This window comes from Vogesella sp. AC12 (genome assembly GCF_024437575.1).
Classification (GTDB): domain Bacteria; phylum Pseudomonadota; class Gammaproteobacteria; order Burkholderiales; family Chromobacteriaceae; genus Vogesella; species Vogesella indigofera.
Map to the genome: position 1 here is coordinate 24,139 of NZ_JANFNU010000012.1, position 16,046 is coordinate 40,184.

Below are 16,046 nucleotides of genomic sequence, written 5' to 3' on the forward strand. Positions count from 1 at the left end.
CGCAAACCGGCGCCGGCACTCAGGCGGCGGGCGCGGCCGGCGCCTCGTAAGGCAGGCTCAGCAGCGGCTCGCCCAGCGCGCGTACGAGCGTCGCCAGATTGTCCTCAAAGGCCAGCTGCGCCGGCACCACGCGGTTGGCGATCCAGCCGGCTAGGGTGCAGCCGCTGGCGCGGATCGCCTGCGCCGTCAGCAGCGCGTGGTTGATACAGCCCAGCTTCATGCCCACCACCAGGATCACCGGTAGCCCCAGCGCCTGCGCCAGGCCCTGCATGTCCAGCGTGTCCGACAGCGGCGCCAGCCAGCCGCCGGCGCCCTCCACCAGCACCACGTCGGCGTCTGCGGCCAACCTTTGGTAGTGGGCGACGATCAATGCCGGATCGATGGTCACGCCGGCCTCGCGCGCGGCGATGTGCGGCGACACCGGCGGCAGGAAGCGGTACGGGTTCATCAGCGCCAGATCGCGCTGTCCGGTGGCCGCCACCAGCCGCGCCACGTCGTCGTTGTGCCAGCTGCCGTCCGGCAGGATGTCGCAGCCGGAGGCCACCGGCTTCATCGCCAGCACGCGACTGCCCTGCGCCTGCCAGTGCTGGATCAGTTTCACCGCGCTGTGGGTCTTGCCGATCTCGGTGTCGGTGCCGGTAATGAAATAGCCTTGTGCCATTATCTTGGGATTTTCATCTTTATTTGTCATAAAATCACTTTTGCATTTTTAACGATTAATTAAAATCAAAGAGAATCACATGAAAAATTTCATTGCTCCGACCCTGGTTGCACTACTGTTTTCCGGCTGTGCATCCATTATGGATGGCAGTACCCATACCGTTGCAATCAGCAGTTCTCCGTCTGAAGCAAAATTGGAAATTCGTGATACCACAGGGATGAACGTGCATTCCGGTTTGACACCTGCCAGCGTATCGCTGCAAAAAGGAGCCGGTTACTTCAAGAAGCGGGAATACGTTGTCGAAATCAGTAAGCCTGGCTATCAAAAGCAGATCATCAACCTGACCGCCTCGCCAAGCGGCTGGTATATCGCAGGTAATTTGCTGATTGGTGGCCTGATCGGATGGCTGGTTGTCGACCCTGTCACTGGAGCAATGTGGACTCTTAAACCAGACAATATCAGTGCATCCATGCAAGCGACCACGGTATCGGCTAACGAGCTCAAACTGAATGTGGCGCTGCTCAATGACCTGACACCACAACAACGCACCGGCTTGGTTTCGGTCAACTAAACAGACAATCCACTGGATATGAAAAATGCCGCAACCACGCGGCATTTTTTCTGGGCAAACGCGACAATGCCGACCTCGTGGGTCGGCTGTCTGCGTCTGCCGTGGTGCTGGCAAAGGCGGAAGGGTGCGGCCTTGTGGGCCTTTGATCTTTACCGCGGCGGCCAACCTTTCCGGGTCGGACGTTTTGCTGCCGCGGTTGCGCGCTCGGTTTAGACCGGGCCCTGGGCGTACACCCGCTCGGTCTTGCTGTGCAGCTTGTTCAGTGCCGCCAGATACGCCTTGGCGCTGGCCACAATCACATCGGTATCTGCCCCCTGGCCGTTGACGATGCGGCCGTCCTTGGCCAGGCGCACGGTCACTTCGCCCTGCGATTCGGTACCCTTGGTGATGGCGTTGACCGAGTACAGCTCCAGTACTGCATCACTTTTCACCACGCTCTCGATCGCCTTGAATGCGGCATCGACCGGGCCGGAGCCGGTGGATTCGGCACGCTGCTCGTTGCCGTGCTCGACGAACACGATCTGCGCCTGCGGTGCCTCGCCGGTCTCGGTCGCCACTTTCAGCGACACGAACTTGTAGTCTTCCTGCTCGGCGGTGACCAGCTGGTCGGACACCAGTGCGTGCAGGTCTTCGTCGAAGATCTCGCGTTTCTTGTCGGCCAGTTCCTTGAAACGGGCGAAGGCGGCGTTCAGTGCCTCTTCGCTGTCCAGCACGATGCCCAGCGCGGTGAGCTTGGTGCGAAACGCGTTGCGGCCGGACAGTTTGCCCAGCGTCAGGCGGTTGGCGGTCCAGCCCACCGATTCGGCGGACATGATCTCGTAGGTTTCGCGGTGCTTGAGCACGCCGTCCTGGTGGATGCCGGACTCGTGGGCGAAGGCGTTGGCACCGACGATGGCCTTGTTCGGCTGCACCGGATAGCCGGTGATGGTGGACACCAGCTTCGACGCCGGCACGATCTGGGTAGCGTCAACGCGGGTTTCCACGTTGAACACGTCCTTGCGGGTGCGCACCGCCATCACGATTTCTTCCATCGCGGCGTTGCCGGCGCGCTCGCCGAGGCCGTTGATGGTGCATTCCACCTGCCGCGCACCGCCCAGTACCGCGCCGAGGCTGTTGGCGACGGCCATGCCGAGGTCGTTGTGGCAGTGGGCGGACCACACCACCTTGTCCCCGCCCGGGGTCTTGGCGATCAGCTCGCGGAAGAAGGTCTCGGTGAGCTTCGGCACCGCGTAGCCGACGGTGTCCGGTACGTTGAGCGTGGTGGCACCGGCCTTGATCACTTCGCCGAAGATGCGGGCGAGGAAATCGATGTCGGAGCGCAGCGCGTCCTCGGCGGAGAACTCGACGTCATCGGTGTATTCGCGCGCCAGTTTCACCGCCTTCACCGCAGCGTCAACCACCTCGTCCGGGGTCATGCGCAGCTTCTTCTCCATGTGGATCGGGCTGGTGGCGATGAAGGTGTGGATGCGGCCACGCGCGGCCGGCTTGATCGCCTCGCCGGCGGCACGGATGTCGCGCTCGTTGGCCCGCGCCAGCGAACAGACGGTCGACTCCTTGATCACTTCGGCAATGGCGTGGATGGCATCGGCATCGCCGGGGCTGGCGGCGGCAAAGCCGGCCTCGATCACATCGACACCGAGGCGCTCCAGCTGACGGGCGATACGGATTTTTTCTTCCTTGGTCATCGACGCGCCCGGCGACTGTTCGCCATCACGCAAGGTGGTATCAAAAATGTAAAGACGATCGCCCATGTCAGGTGTGCTCCCTTGTCCCGAGGCCAGTGCCCCGGTCAGATAGTCGTTGAAATCGAACCGTTTCCCTTGGTCGGCGGCGAGCCGCGCCAGCTTGTTCAGCTGCGCCAGCGGCAGGGTGCCGCGCTCGCGCCACTTGTAGATGGCGGCACGCGACACCGGCTCATCGGGGAAGGCCGCATTCAACGCTTCCGCGAGCGCGCCTGGGCCTCCAAAATCCTCGATCAGACGTTCGATGTCCAATTGCATGCCACTGCTCCTTGTTTGTTATGGCTCAACCTTACGTTTCGCCCGACAAGCTGTCAAATTTTGTCGAATAATTTTGTTGCAGCACGGCAAAACCTGCTGTCAAAGCGTAAATATCGGACAATATGTAGAATTTACGGACAAAACAAAGGCGACCGCAGTCGCCCGTGTCCAGCCTGCCGCGTAGCGGCGCCGCGCTTGTCTTACGCTTGCGGCGGCAGCAGCGGCGCTGTCTTCTTGCCCAGCCCCAGTAGCGCCATCACGTAGCCGGACAGCGCGTAGCAGACGAAGAAGCCGAACAGCACCAGCGGCGGCTCCGACATCAGCAGCATCAGCACCACCACCAGCGCCAGCAGCATCACGAACGGCACGCGACGGCGCAGGTGAATCTCCTTGAAGCTCCAGAATTTCACATTGGTGACCATGGTGATGCCGGAAAAGGCGGTAAAGCCCAGCGCCACCCACTGCAAGCCCGGCAGGTCGTTGTAGCCGTAGGCGTGGCAGATCCACACCAGGCCGGCCACCAGCGCCGCCGCCGCCGGACTGGGCAGGCCGATGAACCAGCGCTTGTCGGTGGAGCCGATCATGGTGTTGAAGCGCGCCAGGCGCAGCGCGGCACCGGCGCAGTGAATGAAGGCGATCATCCAGCCCAGCTTGCCGAGGTCCTTCAGCATCCACTCGTAGGCGATCAGCGCCGGCGCCACACCGAAGCTGACCATGTCCGACAGGCTGTCGAACTCGGCGCCGAACGCGCTCTGGCTGTGCGTCAGCCGCGCCACGCGGCCGTCCATGCCGTCGAGGATCATGGCGATGAAGATCGCCACCGCCGCGTGCTCGAAGTTCTGGTTCATCGCCTGCACAATGGCGTAGAAACCGGCGAACAGCGCGGCGAGGGTAAAGGAGTTGGGCAGCAGGTAAATGCCCTGGCGACGCAGGGACGGCTTGATAGGCTTCGGGTCAATATGCATGCAGACTCTCGACATCGGACAGCGGCAAGGCGCGCCGGAAGGAAACGGGACTTGCGGCCAACGTTGCGCGCCGGCGGCAAGACAAGGCTGCATTCTAATGCGCGATGCCACGCTTACCAAGCGTCATGCGGCGCGGCGGCGCCGTCACGGCGGACACCAGGCCGCTGACGCGCCGCACGGGCGGCGCCGGCCGCCACCACCGCGCGGGACGCAGGCAAAGAAAAAGCCGGGCAGCTGCCCGGCTTGACACTGACCGCGAGGCGGCAGGCTTAGTTCTTGGACTGGTCAACCAGCTTGTTCTTGGCGATCCAAGGCATCATCGCGCGCAGTTCGGCACCGACTTTTTCGATCGGATGATCGGCAGTCAGACGACGACGGGCAGTCATGCTCGGATAGTTGGTCTTGCCTTCCAAGATGAACATCTTGGCGTATTCACCGGACTGGATGCGGTACAGCGCTTTTTTCATCGCTTCCTTGGTGGCGGAGGTCACCACTTCCGGGCCGGTCACGTACTCGCCATACTCCGCGTTATTGGAGATGGAGTAGTTCATGTTGGCGATGCCGCCTTCGTACATCAGGTCAACGATCAGCTTCAGCTCGTGCAGGCACTCGAAGTAGGCCATTTCCGGCGCATAACCGGCTTCGGTCAGGGTTTCGAAACCGGCTTTCACCAGTTCTACCGCGCCGCCGCACAGTACCGCCTGTTCGCCGAACAGGTCGGTTTCGGTTTCTTCGCGGAAGTTGGTTTCGATCACGCCGCCCTTGGTGCCGCCGTTGGCCGCAGCGTAGGACAGGGCCACGTCACGGGCCTTGCCGGACTTGTCCTGGTACACGGCGATCAGGGTCGGCACGCCGCCGCCCTTCACGTACTCGGAACGCACGGTGTGACCCGGGCCTTTCGGGGCCACCATGATCACGTCGAGGTCTTCGCGTGGCACGATCTGGTTGTAGTGCACGTTGAAGCCGTGCGCGAAGGCCAGGGTGGCGCCCTTCTTGATGTTCGGGGCGATTTCGCTGTGGTACACGTCAGGCTGCGATTCGTCCGGCAGCAGGATCATCACCAGATCCGCCTTCTTCACGGCATCGGCGACTTCTTTCACTTTGTGACCGGCCGCTTCGGCCTTTTTCCACGATGCGCCGTCCTTGCGCAGGCCCACCACCACATCCACGCCGGAATCCTTCAGGTTCTGCGCGTGCGCATGACCCTGGGAGCCGTAACCGATGATGGCAACTTTCTGGTCCTTGATGATGGAAAGATCAGCGTCTTTGTCGTAGAAAACTTTCATTGTCTTATGTCCCTAGTTTGTTCTAGGGCAGCTGATGGCCGCCCCGGTGATTCAGATCTTCAAAATACGTTCGCCGCGACCAATTCCGGATGCACCGGTACGCACCGTTTCCAGGATCACTGAACGGTCGATCGCCTCGATAAAGGCGCCCAGCTTTTCGCTCGTACCGGTGAGCTCGATGGTGTAGGTCTTTTCCGTCACGTCGATGATGCGACCACGGAAGATGTCAGCCATCCGCTTCATTTCTTCCCGATCCTTGCCGGTGGCACGGACCTTGATCAACATCATCTCGCGTTCGATATGGTCGGACTCGTTGAGGTCAATCACCTTGACCACCTCGATCAGCTTGTTGAGCTGCTTGGTGATCTGTTCGATGACTTCGTCGGACCCGTGGGTGACGATGGTCATCCGTGACAGTGTCGGGTCTTCGGTAGTCGACACCGTCAATGAATCGATATTGTAAGCGCGTGCGGAGAAAAGTCCCACTACTCGCGACAGCGCGCCCGCTTCGTTTTCCAGCAAAATCGAAAGTATATGTCTCATGCCACTGCCTTAGCACATGTTGCCGTAGTCACGGTTGTTCTCGAAAGGAGCAATCTGCAGCTCGCGCATATGCGGCGGCAGATCCATCTGGTCCAGACCCTTGCCGTTCTGGATCATCGGGAACACGTTTTCGGACTGGTCGGTACGGAAGTCCATGAACACCAGACGCTCTTTCAATGCCGGGCTGAATGCTTCACGCAAGGCACCCTCGACATCGGCCGGGTTCTCGATCTTCATGCCGACGTGGCCGTAGGCCTCGGCGATGCCGACGAAATCCGGTAGCGCATCCATATAGGACTCGGCGTAACGCGTGCCGTAGAAGAACTCCTGCCACTGACGCACCATGCCCAGGTAGCGGTTGTTCAGCGCAATCACCTTCACCGGCGTGTGGTACTGCTTGGCGGTGGACAGCTCCTGGATGTTCATCTGGATCGAGCCTTCGCCGGTAATGCAGGCCACCTGTGCATTCGGGTTGGCCAGCTGCGCGCCGATGGCGGCCGGCAGGCCAAAACCCATGGTACCCAAACCGCCGGAGTTCAGCCATTGTTTCGGGCGCTTGAACGGGTAGTACTGCGCCGCCCACATCTGGTGCTGACCGACGTCGGAGGTGATGATGGCGTCGCCGCCGGTAATCTCGTACAGCTTCTGCACCACCGACTGCGGCTTGATAAACTCGGTCGACGGGGTGTACAGCAGGCTGTTGTAGCTGCGCCATTGCTCGATCTGCTTCCACCAGCCGGCGAGGTTGGCCGCATCCGGGCGCTGCCCGTTCTGCTTCATCAGGTCGATCAGGTCGCGCAGCACGTGCTTCACGTCGCCGACGATGGGCACGTCCACCTTCACGCGCTTGGCGATGGAGGACGGGTCGATGTCGATGTGCACGATTTTCTTCGGCTGAGCCAGGAAGTGCGACGGCACGCTGATCACGCGGTCGTCGAAACGGGCGCCGACGGCGATCAGCACGTCACAGTACTGCATCGCCATATTGGCTTCGTAGGTGCCGTGCATGCCGAGCATGCCGAGACACTGGCGGTCGTCGCCGGGATAGGCGCCCAGGCCCATCAGCGTGTTGGTACACGGCAGGCCCAGCATGCGCACCAGCTCGGTCACTTCGGCCGAGGCATTGCCCTGCACGGCGCCGCCACCGATGTAGATGTACGGGCGCTTGGCTTCGGCCAGCAGGCTGGCGGCCTTCTTGATCTGGCCGGGATGGCCACGGGTGACCGGCACGTAGGAGCGGATGCTCACGCTTTCCGGATAATGGAATTCGGCCAGCTGCTGGGTCACGTCTTTCGGGATGTCCACCACCACCGGACCGGGGCGACCGGTGGCGGCAATGTAGAACGCCTTCTTGATGGTGGTGGCCAGCTCGTTGATGTCCTTGACCAGGAAGTTGTGCTTCACGCACGGACGGGTGATACCGACCATGTCCACTTCCTGGAACGCGTCGAGGCCGATGGCCGGCGTCGACACCTGGCCGGAGATCACCACCATCGGCACCGAGTCCATGTAGGCGGTGGCAATGCCGGTCACCGCATTGGTGGCACCCGGGCCGGAGGTGACCAGCGCCACGCCGACCTTGTCACAGGAGCGCGAGTAGGCATCCGCGGCGTGCACCGCGGCCTGCTCGTGGCGCACCAGCACATGCTTGAACTCTTGCTGCCTGAAAATTGCATCATATATCTCAAGTACCGCGCCGCCGGGGTAGCCGAAAACGAATTCGACTCCTTCTGCCTGCAAGCTGCGCACCAGGATTTCCGCGCCCGATATCTGCATCTTTGCCTCTTTGATTGCTGAGTAGTTGTTTTATGTCCCGTAGTGAATGAACTTAGCTTAAGTTTGAAATAGCGGTCAAGCGCTTTTGTGCAGGTGCAAAAAAGCGCCAAAAACATTCAAAAACAGCCACTTTTGCAGGGTAGGCGGCACGGGACGGCTTTGATACCATGTCTGGTTGCTTGCGGCGGTTTTACCGCCGCCGCCCTTTCACTTCCTCATTATTATTTTCACGGCATGAATCAACATTTCACCCACCCCGGATTGCTGCGCCGACTGGCCAGCCTGTGCTACGAAGCTTTGCTGCTGGGTGCCGTGCTGCTGGTCGCGGCCGCGCTGTTCACCCCGCTGGTGGTGTGGAGCGGCAACGCGCGCTGGATGAGCGTGCTGATGCAGCTGTTCCTGGCGCTGGTGATGTTCGGCTACTTCGGCTATTGCTGGACCCGCGGCGGCCAGACGCTGGCGATGAAGCCGTGGCGGCTGCAGCTGACGCTGGCGGATGGCGGCGCGCTGCGCTGGCCGCACGCGGCGATGCGCTTCGTGGTGGCGCTGGTGCTGTACCTGGGCGTGCCGGCACTGGCCTACACCGCGTGGCAGCCGCTGTTCGAATCACGGCAGCATGCGCTGGCGGTGGCCTTGCTGTGGGATGCCCTGCCGGTGCTGTGGGCGCTGATCGACAACGACAAGCAGTTCCTGCACGACCGCCTCGCCGGCACCCGCCTGCGTCTGCTGCCGCCGCTGGCGCGCAAACGCTGAGCCGATAAGCGCAAAAAAGCCGCCAGACCGTACGGTCTGGCGGCTTTTTCCTTGTCCGGCGCACGCCGGCGGCGGGCGGCTATACCTGCAGCGCGGCCGCGTAGCGCGGCGCGTCCGCACCCAGCACCAGGTGCAGCAGGTTGCCTGGCAGCGGCATCACCCCGGCGGCGCCCAGCGCGCTCAGCTGCGCACTGTCGACGCGGCTGGCGTCGGCCAGCTCCACCCGCAGCCGACTGCCGGCCACCAGTGCCACCGCCTTGACGTTGGCCGCGCCACCCAGCGCCGCCAGCCACTGCGCACGGTCGATATCGCTGTCGTCCGCCGTTACCGCGCCGCTCGCCAGCGCGCTGCGGATCTCGTCGGCGACGATTTCCGCCTCCGGCCCCAGCACCACCTGCACGCTGCCGGCGGCCGGCTTGATCAGCCCGCGCGAACCCAGCGCCTTCAGCGCCGCCTCGTCCATCAGCTCGTTGCGACCCACCTGCAGGCGCAGGCGCGTGGTGCAGGCATCCACCGACTTCAGGTTGCCAGCGCCACCCAGCGCCGCGATGAAGCCCGCGGCGCGCGCGCTGCCCTTGCGGCCAACGTTGGCCGCCAGCGGAGCACTGCTGGCCGGCTCGCGACCCAGCGTCAGCAGGTTGTACTTGCGGATGAAGAAGCTGAACACGCCGTAGTAGACGGCGAAGTAGGCCACGCCCACCGGCAGCATCAGCAGCGGGTTCTGCCCCTTGCCCGCCGACAGCGCGTAGTCGAACAGGCCGGCGGAGAAGGTGAAGCCGAGGCGGATGTCCAGCGCGTGCATCAGCGCCATCGACAGCCCGGTCAGCACCGCGTGGATGGCGTACAGCAGCGGCGCCAGGAACATGAAGGCGAACTCCACCGGCTCGGTGACACCGGTCAGTGCCGCGGTCAGCGCCATCGACAGCAGGATGCCACCGACCGCCTGCTTGTTTTCCGGCAGCGCGGCGCGGTACATCGCCAGGCACGCCGCCGGCAGGCCGAACATCATCACCGGGAAGAAACCGGCCATGAATTGCCCGGCGCCCGGATCACCGGCGAAGAAGCGGTTGAGGTCGCCGGTGGCCACCTTGCCGGCAATCGCCGGGTCGGGGAAGCTACCGAACACGAACCACACCAGCGAATTGAGGATGTGGTGCAGGCCGGTGACGATCAGCAGGCGGTTGAGCACGCCGTAGATGAACAGCCCGATCTCTCCGGCGTTGATCAGCCAGTGGCCGACGCTGTCGATGCCGTGCTGCACCGGCGGCCACACCTGGCCCAGCACCACGCCGGCCAGCAGCATCGCAAAGCCGGTGGCGATCGGCACGAAGCGCTTGCCGCCGAAGAAGGCGAGATAGGACGGCAGCGCGATGTCCTTGTAGCGGTTGTACAAGAGACCGGCGCTGATACCGGCACAGATGCCGGCCAGCACGCCCATATTGATCTTGGCGTCGATCACCTTCAGCACCGCGGTCAGCACCAGGTAGCCGATGGCACCGGCGAGGCCCGCGGTGCCGTTGTTGTCGCGGGCGAAACCGACCGCCACGCCGATGGCGAACAGCAGCGCCAGGTTGCCGAAGATGGCGTCGCCGGCCTGCGCCATCACCGCGATGTTCAACAGGTCGGGCTGGCCCAGCCGCAACAGCAGGCCGGCCACCGGCAGCACCGCGATCGGCAGCATCAGCGCGCGACCCAGCTGCTGGATACCGGCAAATTTGCTCGTAGTATTCACTGTGTTCTCCTCTGCCTCGTTATGGATCAGTCGTGGCGGCGAGGCCCGCCACGCTGTGTCGTGTTCTGCGTGTGCGCCTCAGTGCTGGCCGGTATCCGCCAGCTGCAGCAGCGCGCGCACCGCCTGCGGCGAGCTTTGCTGCAGCAGCGCCTGCGCCTGTTCGCGGCACTGCGACAGCTGCAACTGGCGGACGCAGGCCTTCACCTCCGGCACCAGCGCCGGGCTGACCGACAGTTCGGTGACGCCGAGGCCGAGCAGTACCGGCACCGCCGCCAGGTCCGACGCCATCGCACCGCAGACGCCAACCCAGCGCCCGTGCTGGCGCGCGCCGCGCACCGTCATCTCGATCAGGCGCAGCACCGCCGGGTGCAGCGGATCCAGCCGCGCCGCCAGCGCCGGGCTGCAGCGATCCATCGCCAGCGTGTACTGCGTCAGGTCATTGGTGCCGATGGACAGGAAGTCGGCGTGGGCGGCCAGCTGCTCGGCCAGCAGCGCGGCGGACGGCACCTCGATCATCACCCCCAGCTGCGGCCGCTCGCTCAAGCCCATCTCGCGCGCCAGCTCGTCGATGCGCGTGCGCACCTGCTGCAGCTCGGACAGGTCGGTAATCATCGGCAGCAGGATGCGCAGCCGCGACAACGGTTTGAGCGACAGCAGCGCACGCAGCTGGCTGTCCAGCACCGCCGGCATCGCCAGCCCGGTGCGGATGCCGCGCAGGCCCAGCGCCGGGTTGTCTTCCGGTGGCAGCGGCAGGTAGGGCACCTCCTTGTCGCCACCGGCGTCGAGGGTGCGGATGATGGCCGTGCGGCCGTCCAGCGCGTCCAGCACCGCCTGGCAGGCGGCGCGCTGCTCGGCTTCGTCCGGAGCGTCGCTGCGGTGGGCAAACAGGAATTCGGTGCGCAGCAGGCCGACGCCGTCGGCGCCGTGGCGCACCGCCTCGGCGGCCTCGGCCGCGTTGACGATGTTGGCGGCGACCTCGATGGCCACGCCGTCCAGCGTGTGCGCCGGGGCGGCGGCGTGCCGGCGCAGGCTGTCGCGCCGCGCCTCGCGCCCGGCGATCTGCTGGTGCGCGGCGGCAAGGTTGGCCGCAGTCGGCGCCGGATCGAGCCAGCCGTCGCCGGCGTCCAGCCACACCGTGCTGCCGGCGGCCAGCGCCAGCACCGCGTCGCCGGCGGCGACCAGCGACGGGATCGCCAGCGCGCGACAGAGGATGGCGACGTGATTGCTGGCGCCGCCACGAGCCAGCACCAGCGCGGCGAGGCGTTCGCGCGGCAGCCGCGTCAGCTGCGACGGCGTCAGGTCATCGGCGACCACCACCGCCTGCGGCGGCAGCTCGGCCAGCTCCGGCGCCTCGCCCAGCAGCGCGCTGATGACGCGGCGCTCCAGGTCCTTCAGGTCGGCGACGCGCTCGGCCAGCAGCGCGTTGCCCAGCGCCAGCAGCACCTCGCTCTGCTGCCGGATGGCGCGGCGGTAGGCAAACGCCGCGCTGCAGCCGTCACGCACGAACCCCTCCGCCGCCTGCTGCAGCTGCGGGTCGTCCAGCAGGGCCAGATGCGCGCCGAAAATCTCGCTCTCGGCGTGTGCACCGCGCGCCTCGGCCTGCGCCACGTCCTCTGCCACCGCCTGCTGCACCTGGGCCAGCGCCCGCGTCAGCGCGGCCAGCTCCGCCTCGACGCCGTGGCCGCGCTCGTCGAGCACCCGCTCCTGCTGCGCCAGCAACACCACGGTGCCCACCGCCATCCCCGGCGCGGCGCAGACGCCGCCGAGCTTGCCGTCGCTGCGGGCCGCCAATGCTGTAACCGGTGCGGAGACCGGCGCCGTGATGGCCGCTGCCGGTGTGTGACCGGCCGCGGTGGCGGTCTGAAGCGCCGCCAGCATCGCCGCCAGCGCCTCCGCCGCCTGCGCGCCACCGGCGTGCACGGTGACGCGGTCGCCCTCGCCCACGCCCAGCGCCATCAGCGCGGTGACACTGCGGGCATTGGCGCGCTGGCCGTTGAATTCGATGTCCAGCTGCGCGTCGAAACGGCGCGCCACGCCCTGCAGCAAGGCGCTGGGGCGCGCGTGCAGGCCGCCCTCGTGCGCCACCCGCGCGCTGTCGCTGCAGGCCGGCGCGGTGGCCGGCGCGGGCGCCTGATCCACACCGTTGGCGTGGATGGTCAGCAAGCCGGCACCGCCGGCCTGCACCGGGCCGCTGGCACTGTCGGACAGCGTCATCGCGTCGCTGTTGCTAACCACCACCACGGTCAGCAGCGACGGTGCGCGGCGGGCGATGGCGTCGATGTCAAACTCGATCAAGGGTTGGCCGCAGACCACCTGCGCACCCCTGGCCACCCGCGGCGTGAAGCCGGCACCGCCCAGCTTCACGGTGTCGATGCCGATGTGCAGCAGCACCTCGGCGCCGTTGGCCGCACGCAGGGTCAGCGCGTGGCCGGTGGCGGACAGCTGGATCACCTCGCCGGCGCACGGCGCCAGCAGCGTGGACGACAGCGGCTCGATGGCGAGGCCGGCGCCCATCATGCCGCCGGCGAACACCGGGTCCGGCACGGCAGACAGGGGGAGCGCAAGGCCGCTCAACGGCGCGGCCAGCGTGAGGATTGCGGACATGGGATGCCTCCGTTCTCTTGTGTTGCGGGTACGGCTTTCCCCAGCCGTACGCGCAGTCGTGCTTGTGTGTGTTGTTCTTGTGAGGATTGTGGCGGCGTGGTGCCGCCGGCAGCGGCGCCTTACAGCGTGCAGGTCACCTTGTTTAGGTGCCGCGGCTCATCCGGGTTCAGCCCGCGCGCCTCGGACAGGCGCGCCGCCATCAGGTAGAAGCTCTGGATCGCCAGCAGCGGGTCCAGCGCCGTGTCACCCGCCACCGACAGGGTCAGGTCGCGGCTGGCCACATCCGCCGGCGCGGCCAGCAGCACGCGGGCGCCACGGCCGCGCATCTCGTCGGCCAGCGCGATCAGGCCGGCCTGCTCCGGGCCGCGCGGCGCGTACACCAGCAGCGGGTAGCCGGTGTCGATCAGCGCCATCGGGCCGTGCTTGATCTCGGCGCCGGAGAACGCCTCCGCCTGGATGGCGCAGGTTTCCTTGAATTTCAGCGCCGATTCCAGCGCCACGGCAAAGCCGAGGCCGCGGCCCACCACCATGATGCGTTCGGCGTGCTGCAGCACCTCGATGGCCGGCGACCAGTCCTGGCGCGTTGCCTGCTGCAGCGCGTCCGGCAACTCGGCCAGCGCCGCCAGCAGGGCTTCGTCCTGCTGCCAGTGCGCCACCAGCCGGGCGACGGCGGACAGCGAGGCGATATAGCTCTTGGTGGCGGCCACGCTTTTTTCCGCGCCGGCGCACAGCGGCAGCGACCACTCGCAGGCGGCAGCCAGCGGCGACTCCGGCTGGTTGACCAGCGCCACGGTGCGGGCACCGGCGGCGGACAGCGCGCTCATGGTGTCGACCAGGTCCGGGCTGCGGCCGGACTGCGACAGCGCCACCGCCAGCTGGTTTTTCACCTGCAGCGGCGCGTGGTGCAGGGTGAGCAGCGACATCGGCAGCGACACCACCGGCGTGCCGGTGCGCTGCATCGCCAGATAGGCGAAATAGTTGGCCGCATGGTCGGAACTGCCGCGCGCCACGGTCAGCGCCAGCTGCGGCGGCGCCTTGGCCAGCTCGCGTGCCAGCAGCGCCAGCCCTTCGTCGGCGTACATGTGTTGGGCGGCTACCGCTTCGGCGGCAAACAGGGCTTCTTCAAGCATTAGCGAGCTCAAGGCACTCTCCTTCTACGAAAACTTGTTGCACCGCCAGTTGCGGGTCCAGCACCACGATGTCGCCCCAAGCGCCGGTTTCCAGGCGGCCACGGTCGGTCACGCCCAGGTAGTCGGCCGGGTACAGCGACAGCCGGTTGCTGGCCTGCGCCAGCGGCAGGCCGATCTGTACCAGGTTGCGCAGCGCCTGATCCATGGTCAGCGTGCTGCCGGCCAGGGTGCCGTCGGCGAGGCGCACGCCGCCCATGCACTTGGTCACGGTGTGCGAGCCGAGCTGGTATTCGCCGTCCGGCATGCCGGCGGCGGCTGTGGAATCGGTCACGCAGTACAGCCGCGGGATCGCACGCAGCGCGGCGTGCATCGCGCCGGGGTGCACGTGCAGCAGGTCGGGGATCAGCTCGGCGTATTCGGCGTGCGCCAGCGCGGCGCCGACCATGCCCGGCGCGCGGTGATGCAGCCCGGTCATGGCATTGAACAGGTGGGTGAAGCCGCTGGCGCCTTCCTGCAGCGCGGCCACGCCTTCTTCGTAGCTGCCCAAGGTGTGGCCCAGCTGCACGCGGATGCCGTCCTCGCTCAGGCGGCGGATCACCGCGTGGTGGCCGGCAATCTCCGGCGCCAGCGTCAGCACCTTCAGCGGCGCCAGCGACCGGTAGTAGTCGATCTCCGCCATCACCGCCGCCACCGCGTCGTCCGGCTGCGCGCCGAGCTTGCCGGGGTTGATGTAGGGGCCTTCCAGGTGCACGCCCAGCACGCGGGCGCTGCCGGTGGCGCGCACGGCGCTGTGCTGTCCCAGCGCCGCCAGCACCCGTTCCAGCTCGGCGCGCGGCGCGGTCATGGTGGTGGCCAGTAGCGAGGTGGTGCCGAAGCGGGCATGGGTGCGGCCAACGTGGCTGACGGCACTGCCGCCCTGCATGATGTCCACCCCGCCGCCGCCATGTACGTGCAGGTCGATGAAACCGGGCAGCAGGTAGCGCGCCGGCTCACCGCCCGCAGCCAGACGACCGTCGATGGCGGCGATGCGGCCGTTGTCGTCCAGATGCAGCTCGCCATCCAGCCAGCCGGCGGTGGTCAGCATGCGCCCCTGCAGTACCCGTGTATTCATCGTCTCAGCTCTGCCACAAAGTCGTAGTAATCGTTGCGACACCAGGTGTCGGTCAGTTCTATTGCCACGTTGTCGGCGGTGTAGCCGATACGCGTCATCAACAACATCGCCTCGCCCTGCTTGATGCCGGCGCTGGCGGCAATGTCCGGCCCGGCGTTCACCGCGCGGATGTGCTGCAGCGCGCGCACCACCGGGTGGCCGGCGGCATCCAGGAAGGCATACAGCGAGCTGCCCACCGCTTGCGGGTCCGGCAGGTAGGCCAGCGGCAGCGTGCTCTGCTCGATCGCCATCACCACGCCGTCCGCCAGCCGCTGGCGCTTGAGCCGCACCACCTGCGCGGTGGGCGACAGCCCCAGCTTGATCACCTCGTCGTGCGTCGGTGTGGCGATGCTGCGCTCCAGCCATACCGACGACGGTTCAAACCCCTTCTGCTTCAGCATCTCAGTGAAGCTGGTCAGCCGCGACAGCGGTTGCTCCAGCCGCGGGGTGATGAAGGTGCCGGAGCCATGGCGGCGGCGGATCAGGCCCTGCTCCAGCAGCACGTCCAGCGCCTTGCGGGCGGTTACCCGCGAGATGGCCAGCTCGTCGGAGAAGGTGCGCTCCGACGGCAGCGCCTCGTCGGCCTGCCACCAGCCGGCGTTGATGGCGTCGGCCAGCTTGCGGGCGAACTGCAGGTACAGCGGCGTGCTCTGCGCCTCGTCCGGTTTCAGTGCCTGCCAGCGTTCATCCATGGCGAAATCCTCAAGTGGTCTTGGAAAGGCATCAGTTTACGGCTTGCCTGCCTGCCATCCCAGCCGCGTTGTTGCCGCAAAATTAATACCACTACCTAACCACGTCAATACCAGTTGTAGACCAGTTCGCCAAAATACCAACGCTGCAATGCAGCATCCGTTGCGTGAATTCGCGTCGGAAAA

13 protein-coding genes are annotated in these 16,046 nt (G+C 65.7%); 2 read left to right on the forward strand and 11 right to left on the reverse strand.

What is annotated here, in order from left to right:
- Positions 1 to 19: 19 nt before the first annotated feature.
- Positions 20 to 661, reverse strand: coding sequence for a dethiobiotin synthase (gene bioD / locus NOM55_RS15035; protein WP_255909415.1), 642 nt, complete (start codon positions 659 to 661; stop codon positions 20 to 22).
- A 79-nt stretch (positions 662 to 740) separates the two neighbouring features.
- Between bioD and NOM55_RS15040 the strand changes: the two genes are divergently transcribed.
- Positions 741 to 1,232: a hypothetical protein gene (locus NOM55_RS15040; RefSeq protein WP_255909419.1), complete on the forward strand. Its 492-nt coding sequence runs from the start codon at positions 741 to 743 to the stop codon at positions 1,230 to 1,232.
- A gap of 209 nt (positions 1,233 to 1,441) precedes the next feature.
- Here the strand turns inward: NOM55_RS15040 and NOM55_RS15045 are convergent, their stop codons facing one another.
- From NOM55_RS15045 to ilvB, 5 genes are all read right to left on the reverse strand, one after another.
- Entirely contained in the window at positions 1,442 to 3,232 is a 1,791-nt protein-coding gene (locus NOM55_RS15045; protein ID WP_255909421.1) for a 2-isopropylmalate synthase, read from the reverse strand.
- 200 nt (positions 3,233 to 3,432) lie between these two features.
- On the reverse strand, positions 3,433 to 4,197 hold the full coding sequence (pssA, locus tag NOM55_RS15050) for a CDP-diacylglycerol--serine O-phosphatidyltransferase (protein ID WP_047968084.1): 765 nt from the start codon (positions 4,195 to 4,197) through the stop codon (positions 3,433 to 3,435).
- Positions 4,198 to 4,466: 269 nt separating this feature from the next.
- Complete coding sequence (gene ilvC / locus NOM55_RS15055; RefSeq protein WP_047968083.1) at positions 4,467 to 5,483, reverse strand: ketol-acid reductoisomerase; 1,017 nt, start codon at positions 5,481 to 5,483, stop codon at positions 4,467 to 4,469.
- Between the two features lie 51 nt (positions 5,484 to 5,534).
- On the reverse strand, positions 5,535 to 6,026 hold the full coding sequence (ilvN, locus tag NOM55_RS15060) for an acetolactate synthase small subunit (protein ID WP_047968082.1): 492 nt from the start codon (positions 6,024 to 6,026) through the stop codon (positions 5,535 to 5,537).
- A 9-nt stretch (positions 6,027 to 6,035) separates the two neighbouring features.
- On the reverse strand, positions 6,036 to 7,802 hold the full coding sequence (gene ilvB / locus NOM55_RS15065; protein WP_047968081.1) for a biosynthetic-type acetolactate synthase large subunit: 1,767 nt from the start codon (positions 7,800 to 7,802) through the stop codon (positions 6,036 to 6,038).
- Between the two features lie 234 nt (positions 7,803 to 8,036).
- On the opposite strand from ilvB, the gene NOM55_RS15070 reads away from it, so the two are divergent.
- A complete protein-coding gene (locus tag NOM55_RS15070; RefSeq protein WP_120812389.1) occupies positions 8,037 to 8,555 on the forward strand; it encodes an RDD family protein in 519 nt (172 codons plus the stop codon).
- Positions 8,556 to 8,634: 79 nt separating this feature from the next.
- Here NOM55_RS15070 and nagE read toward each other — a convergent pair whose 3' ends face one another.
- The 5 genes from nagE to NOM55_RS15095 form a co-directional block, all read right to left on the reverse strand.
- Positions 8,635 to 10,287, reverse strand: coding sequence for an N-acetylglucosamine-specific PTS transporter subunit IIBC (gene nagE, locus NOM55_RS15075; protein WP_255909423.1), 1,653 nt, complete (start codon positions 10,285 to 10,287; stop codon positions 8,635 to 8,637).
- Positions 10,288 to 10,365: 78 nt separating this feature from the next.
- Complete coding sequence (gene ptsP / locus NOM55_RS15080; RefSeq protein ID WP_255909425.1) at positions 10,366 to 12,891, reverse strand: phosphoenolpyruvate--protein phosphotransferase; 2,526 nt, start codon at positions 12,889 to 12,891, stop codon at positions 10,366 to 10,368.
- Between the two features lie 119 nt (positions 12,892 to 13,010).
- A complete protein-coding gene (locus NOM55_RS15085; protein WP_255909428.1) occupies positions 13,011 to 14,033 on the reverse strand; it encodes an SIS domain-containing protein in 1,023 nt (340 codons plus the stop codon).
- Entirely contained in the window at positions 14,014 to 15,132 is a 1,119-nt protein-coding gene (gene nagA / locus NOM55_RS15090; protein WP_255909429.1) for an N-acetylglucosamine-6-phosphate deacetylase, read from the reverse strand. Before nagA ends, NOM55_RS15085 begins: the two co-directional genes overlap by 20 nt.
- Complete coding sequence (locus tag NOM55_RS15095; RefSeq protein ID WP_255909430.1) at positions 15,129 to 15,863, reverse strand: GntR family transcriptional regulator; 735 nt, start codon at positions 15,861 to 15,863, stop codon at positions 15,129 to 15,131. The genes nagA and NOM55_RS15095 overlap by 4 nt, the downstream gene beginning before the upstream one ends.
- Positions 15,864 to 16,046 lie beyond the last annotated feature (183 nt).

What these genes read in the sequence shown, in the direction of transcription:
- ptsP (WP_255909425.1), bottom strand. Translation starts at nt 12,891, where the DNA reads ATGTCCGCAATCCTCACGCTGGCCGCGCCGTTGAGCGGCCTTGCGCTC.
- NOM55_RS15095 (WP_255909430.1), bottom strand. Translation starts at nt 15,863, where the DNA reads ATGGATGAACGCTGGCAGGCACTGAAACCGGACGAGGCGCAGAGCACG.
- pssA (WP_047968084.1), bottom strand. Translation starts at nt 4,197, where the DNA reads ATGCATATTGACCCGAAGCCTATCAAGCCGTCCCTGCGTCGCCAGGGC.
- ilvC (WP_047968083.1), bottom strand. Translation starts at nt 5,483, where the DNA reads ATGAAAGTTTTCTACGACAAAGACGCTGATCTTTCCATCATCAAGGAC.
- ilvN (WP_047968082.1), bottom strand. Translation starts at nt 6,026, where the DNA reads ATGAGACATATACTTTCGATTTTGCTGGAAAACGAAGCGGGCGCGCTG.
- nagA (WP_255909429.1), bottom strand. Translation starts at nt 15,132, where the DNA reads ATGAATACACGGGTACTGCAGGGGCGCATGCTGACCACCGCCGGCTGG.
- NOM55_RS15045 (WP_255909421.1), bottom strand. Translation starts at nt 3,232, where the DNA reads ATGCAATTGGACATCGAACGTCTGATCGAGGATTTTGGAGGCCCAGGC.
- NOM55_RS15040 (WP_255909419.1), top strand. Translation starts at nt 741, where the DNA reads ATGAAAAATTTCATTGCTCCGACCCTGGTTGCACTACTGTTTTCCGGC.
- ilvB (WP_047968081.1), bottom strand. Translation starts at nt 7,802, where the DNA reads ATGCAGATATCGGGCGCGGAAATCCTGGTGCGCAGCTTGCAGGCAGAA.
- bioD (WP_255909415.1), bottom strand. Translation starts at nt 661, where the DNA reads ATGGCACAAGGCTATTTCATTACCGGCACCGACACCGAGATCGGCAAG.
- NOM55_RS15070 (WP_120812389.1), top strand. Translation starts at nt 8,037, where the DNA reads ATGAATCAACATTTCACCCACCCCGGATTGCTGCGCCGACTGGCCAGC.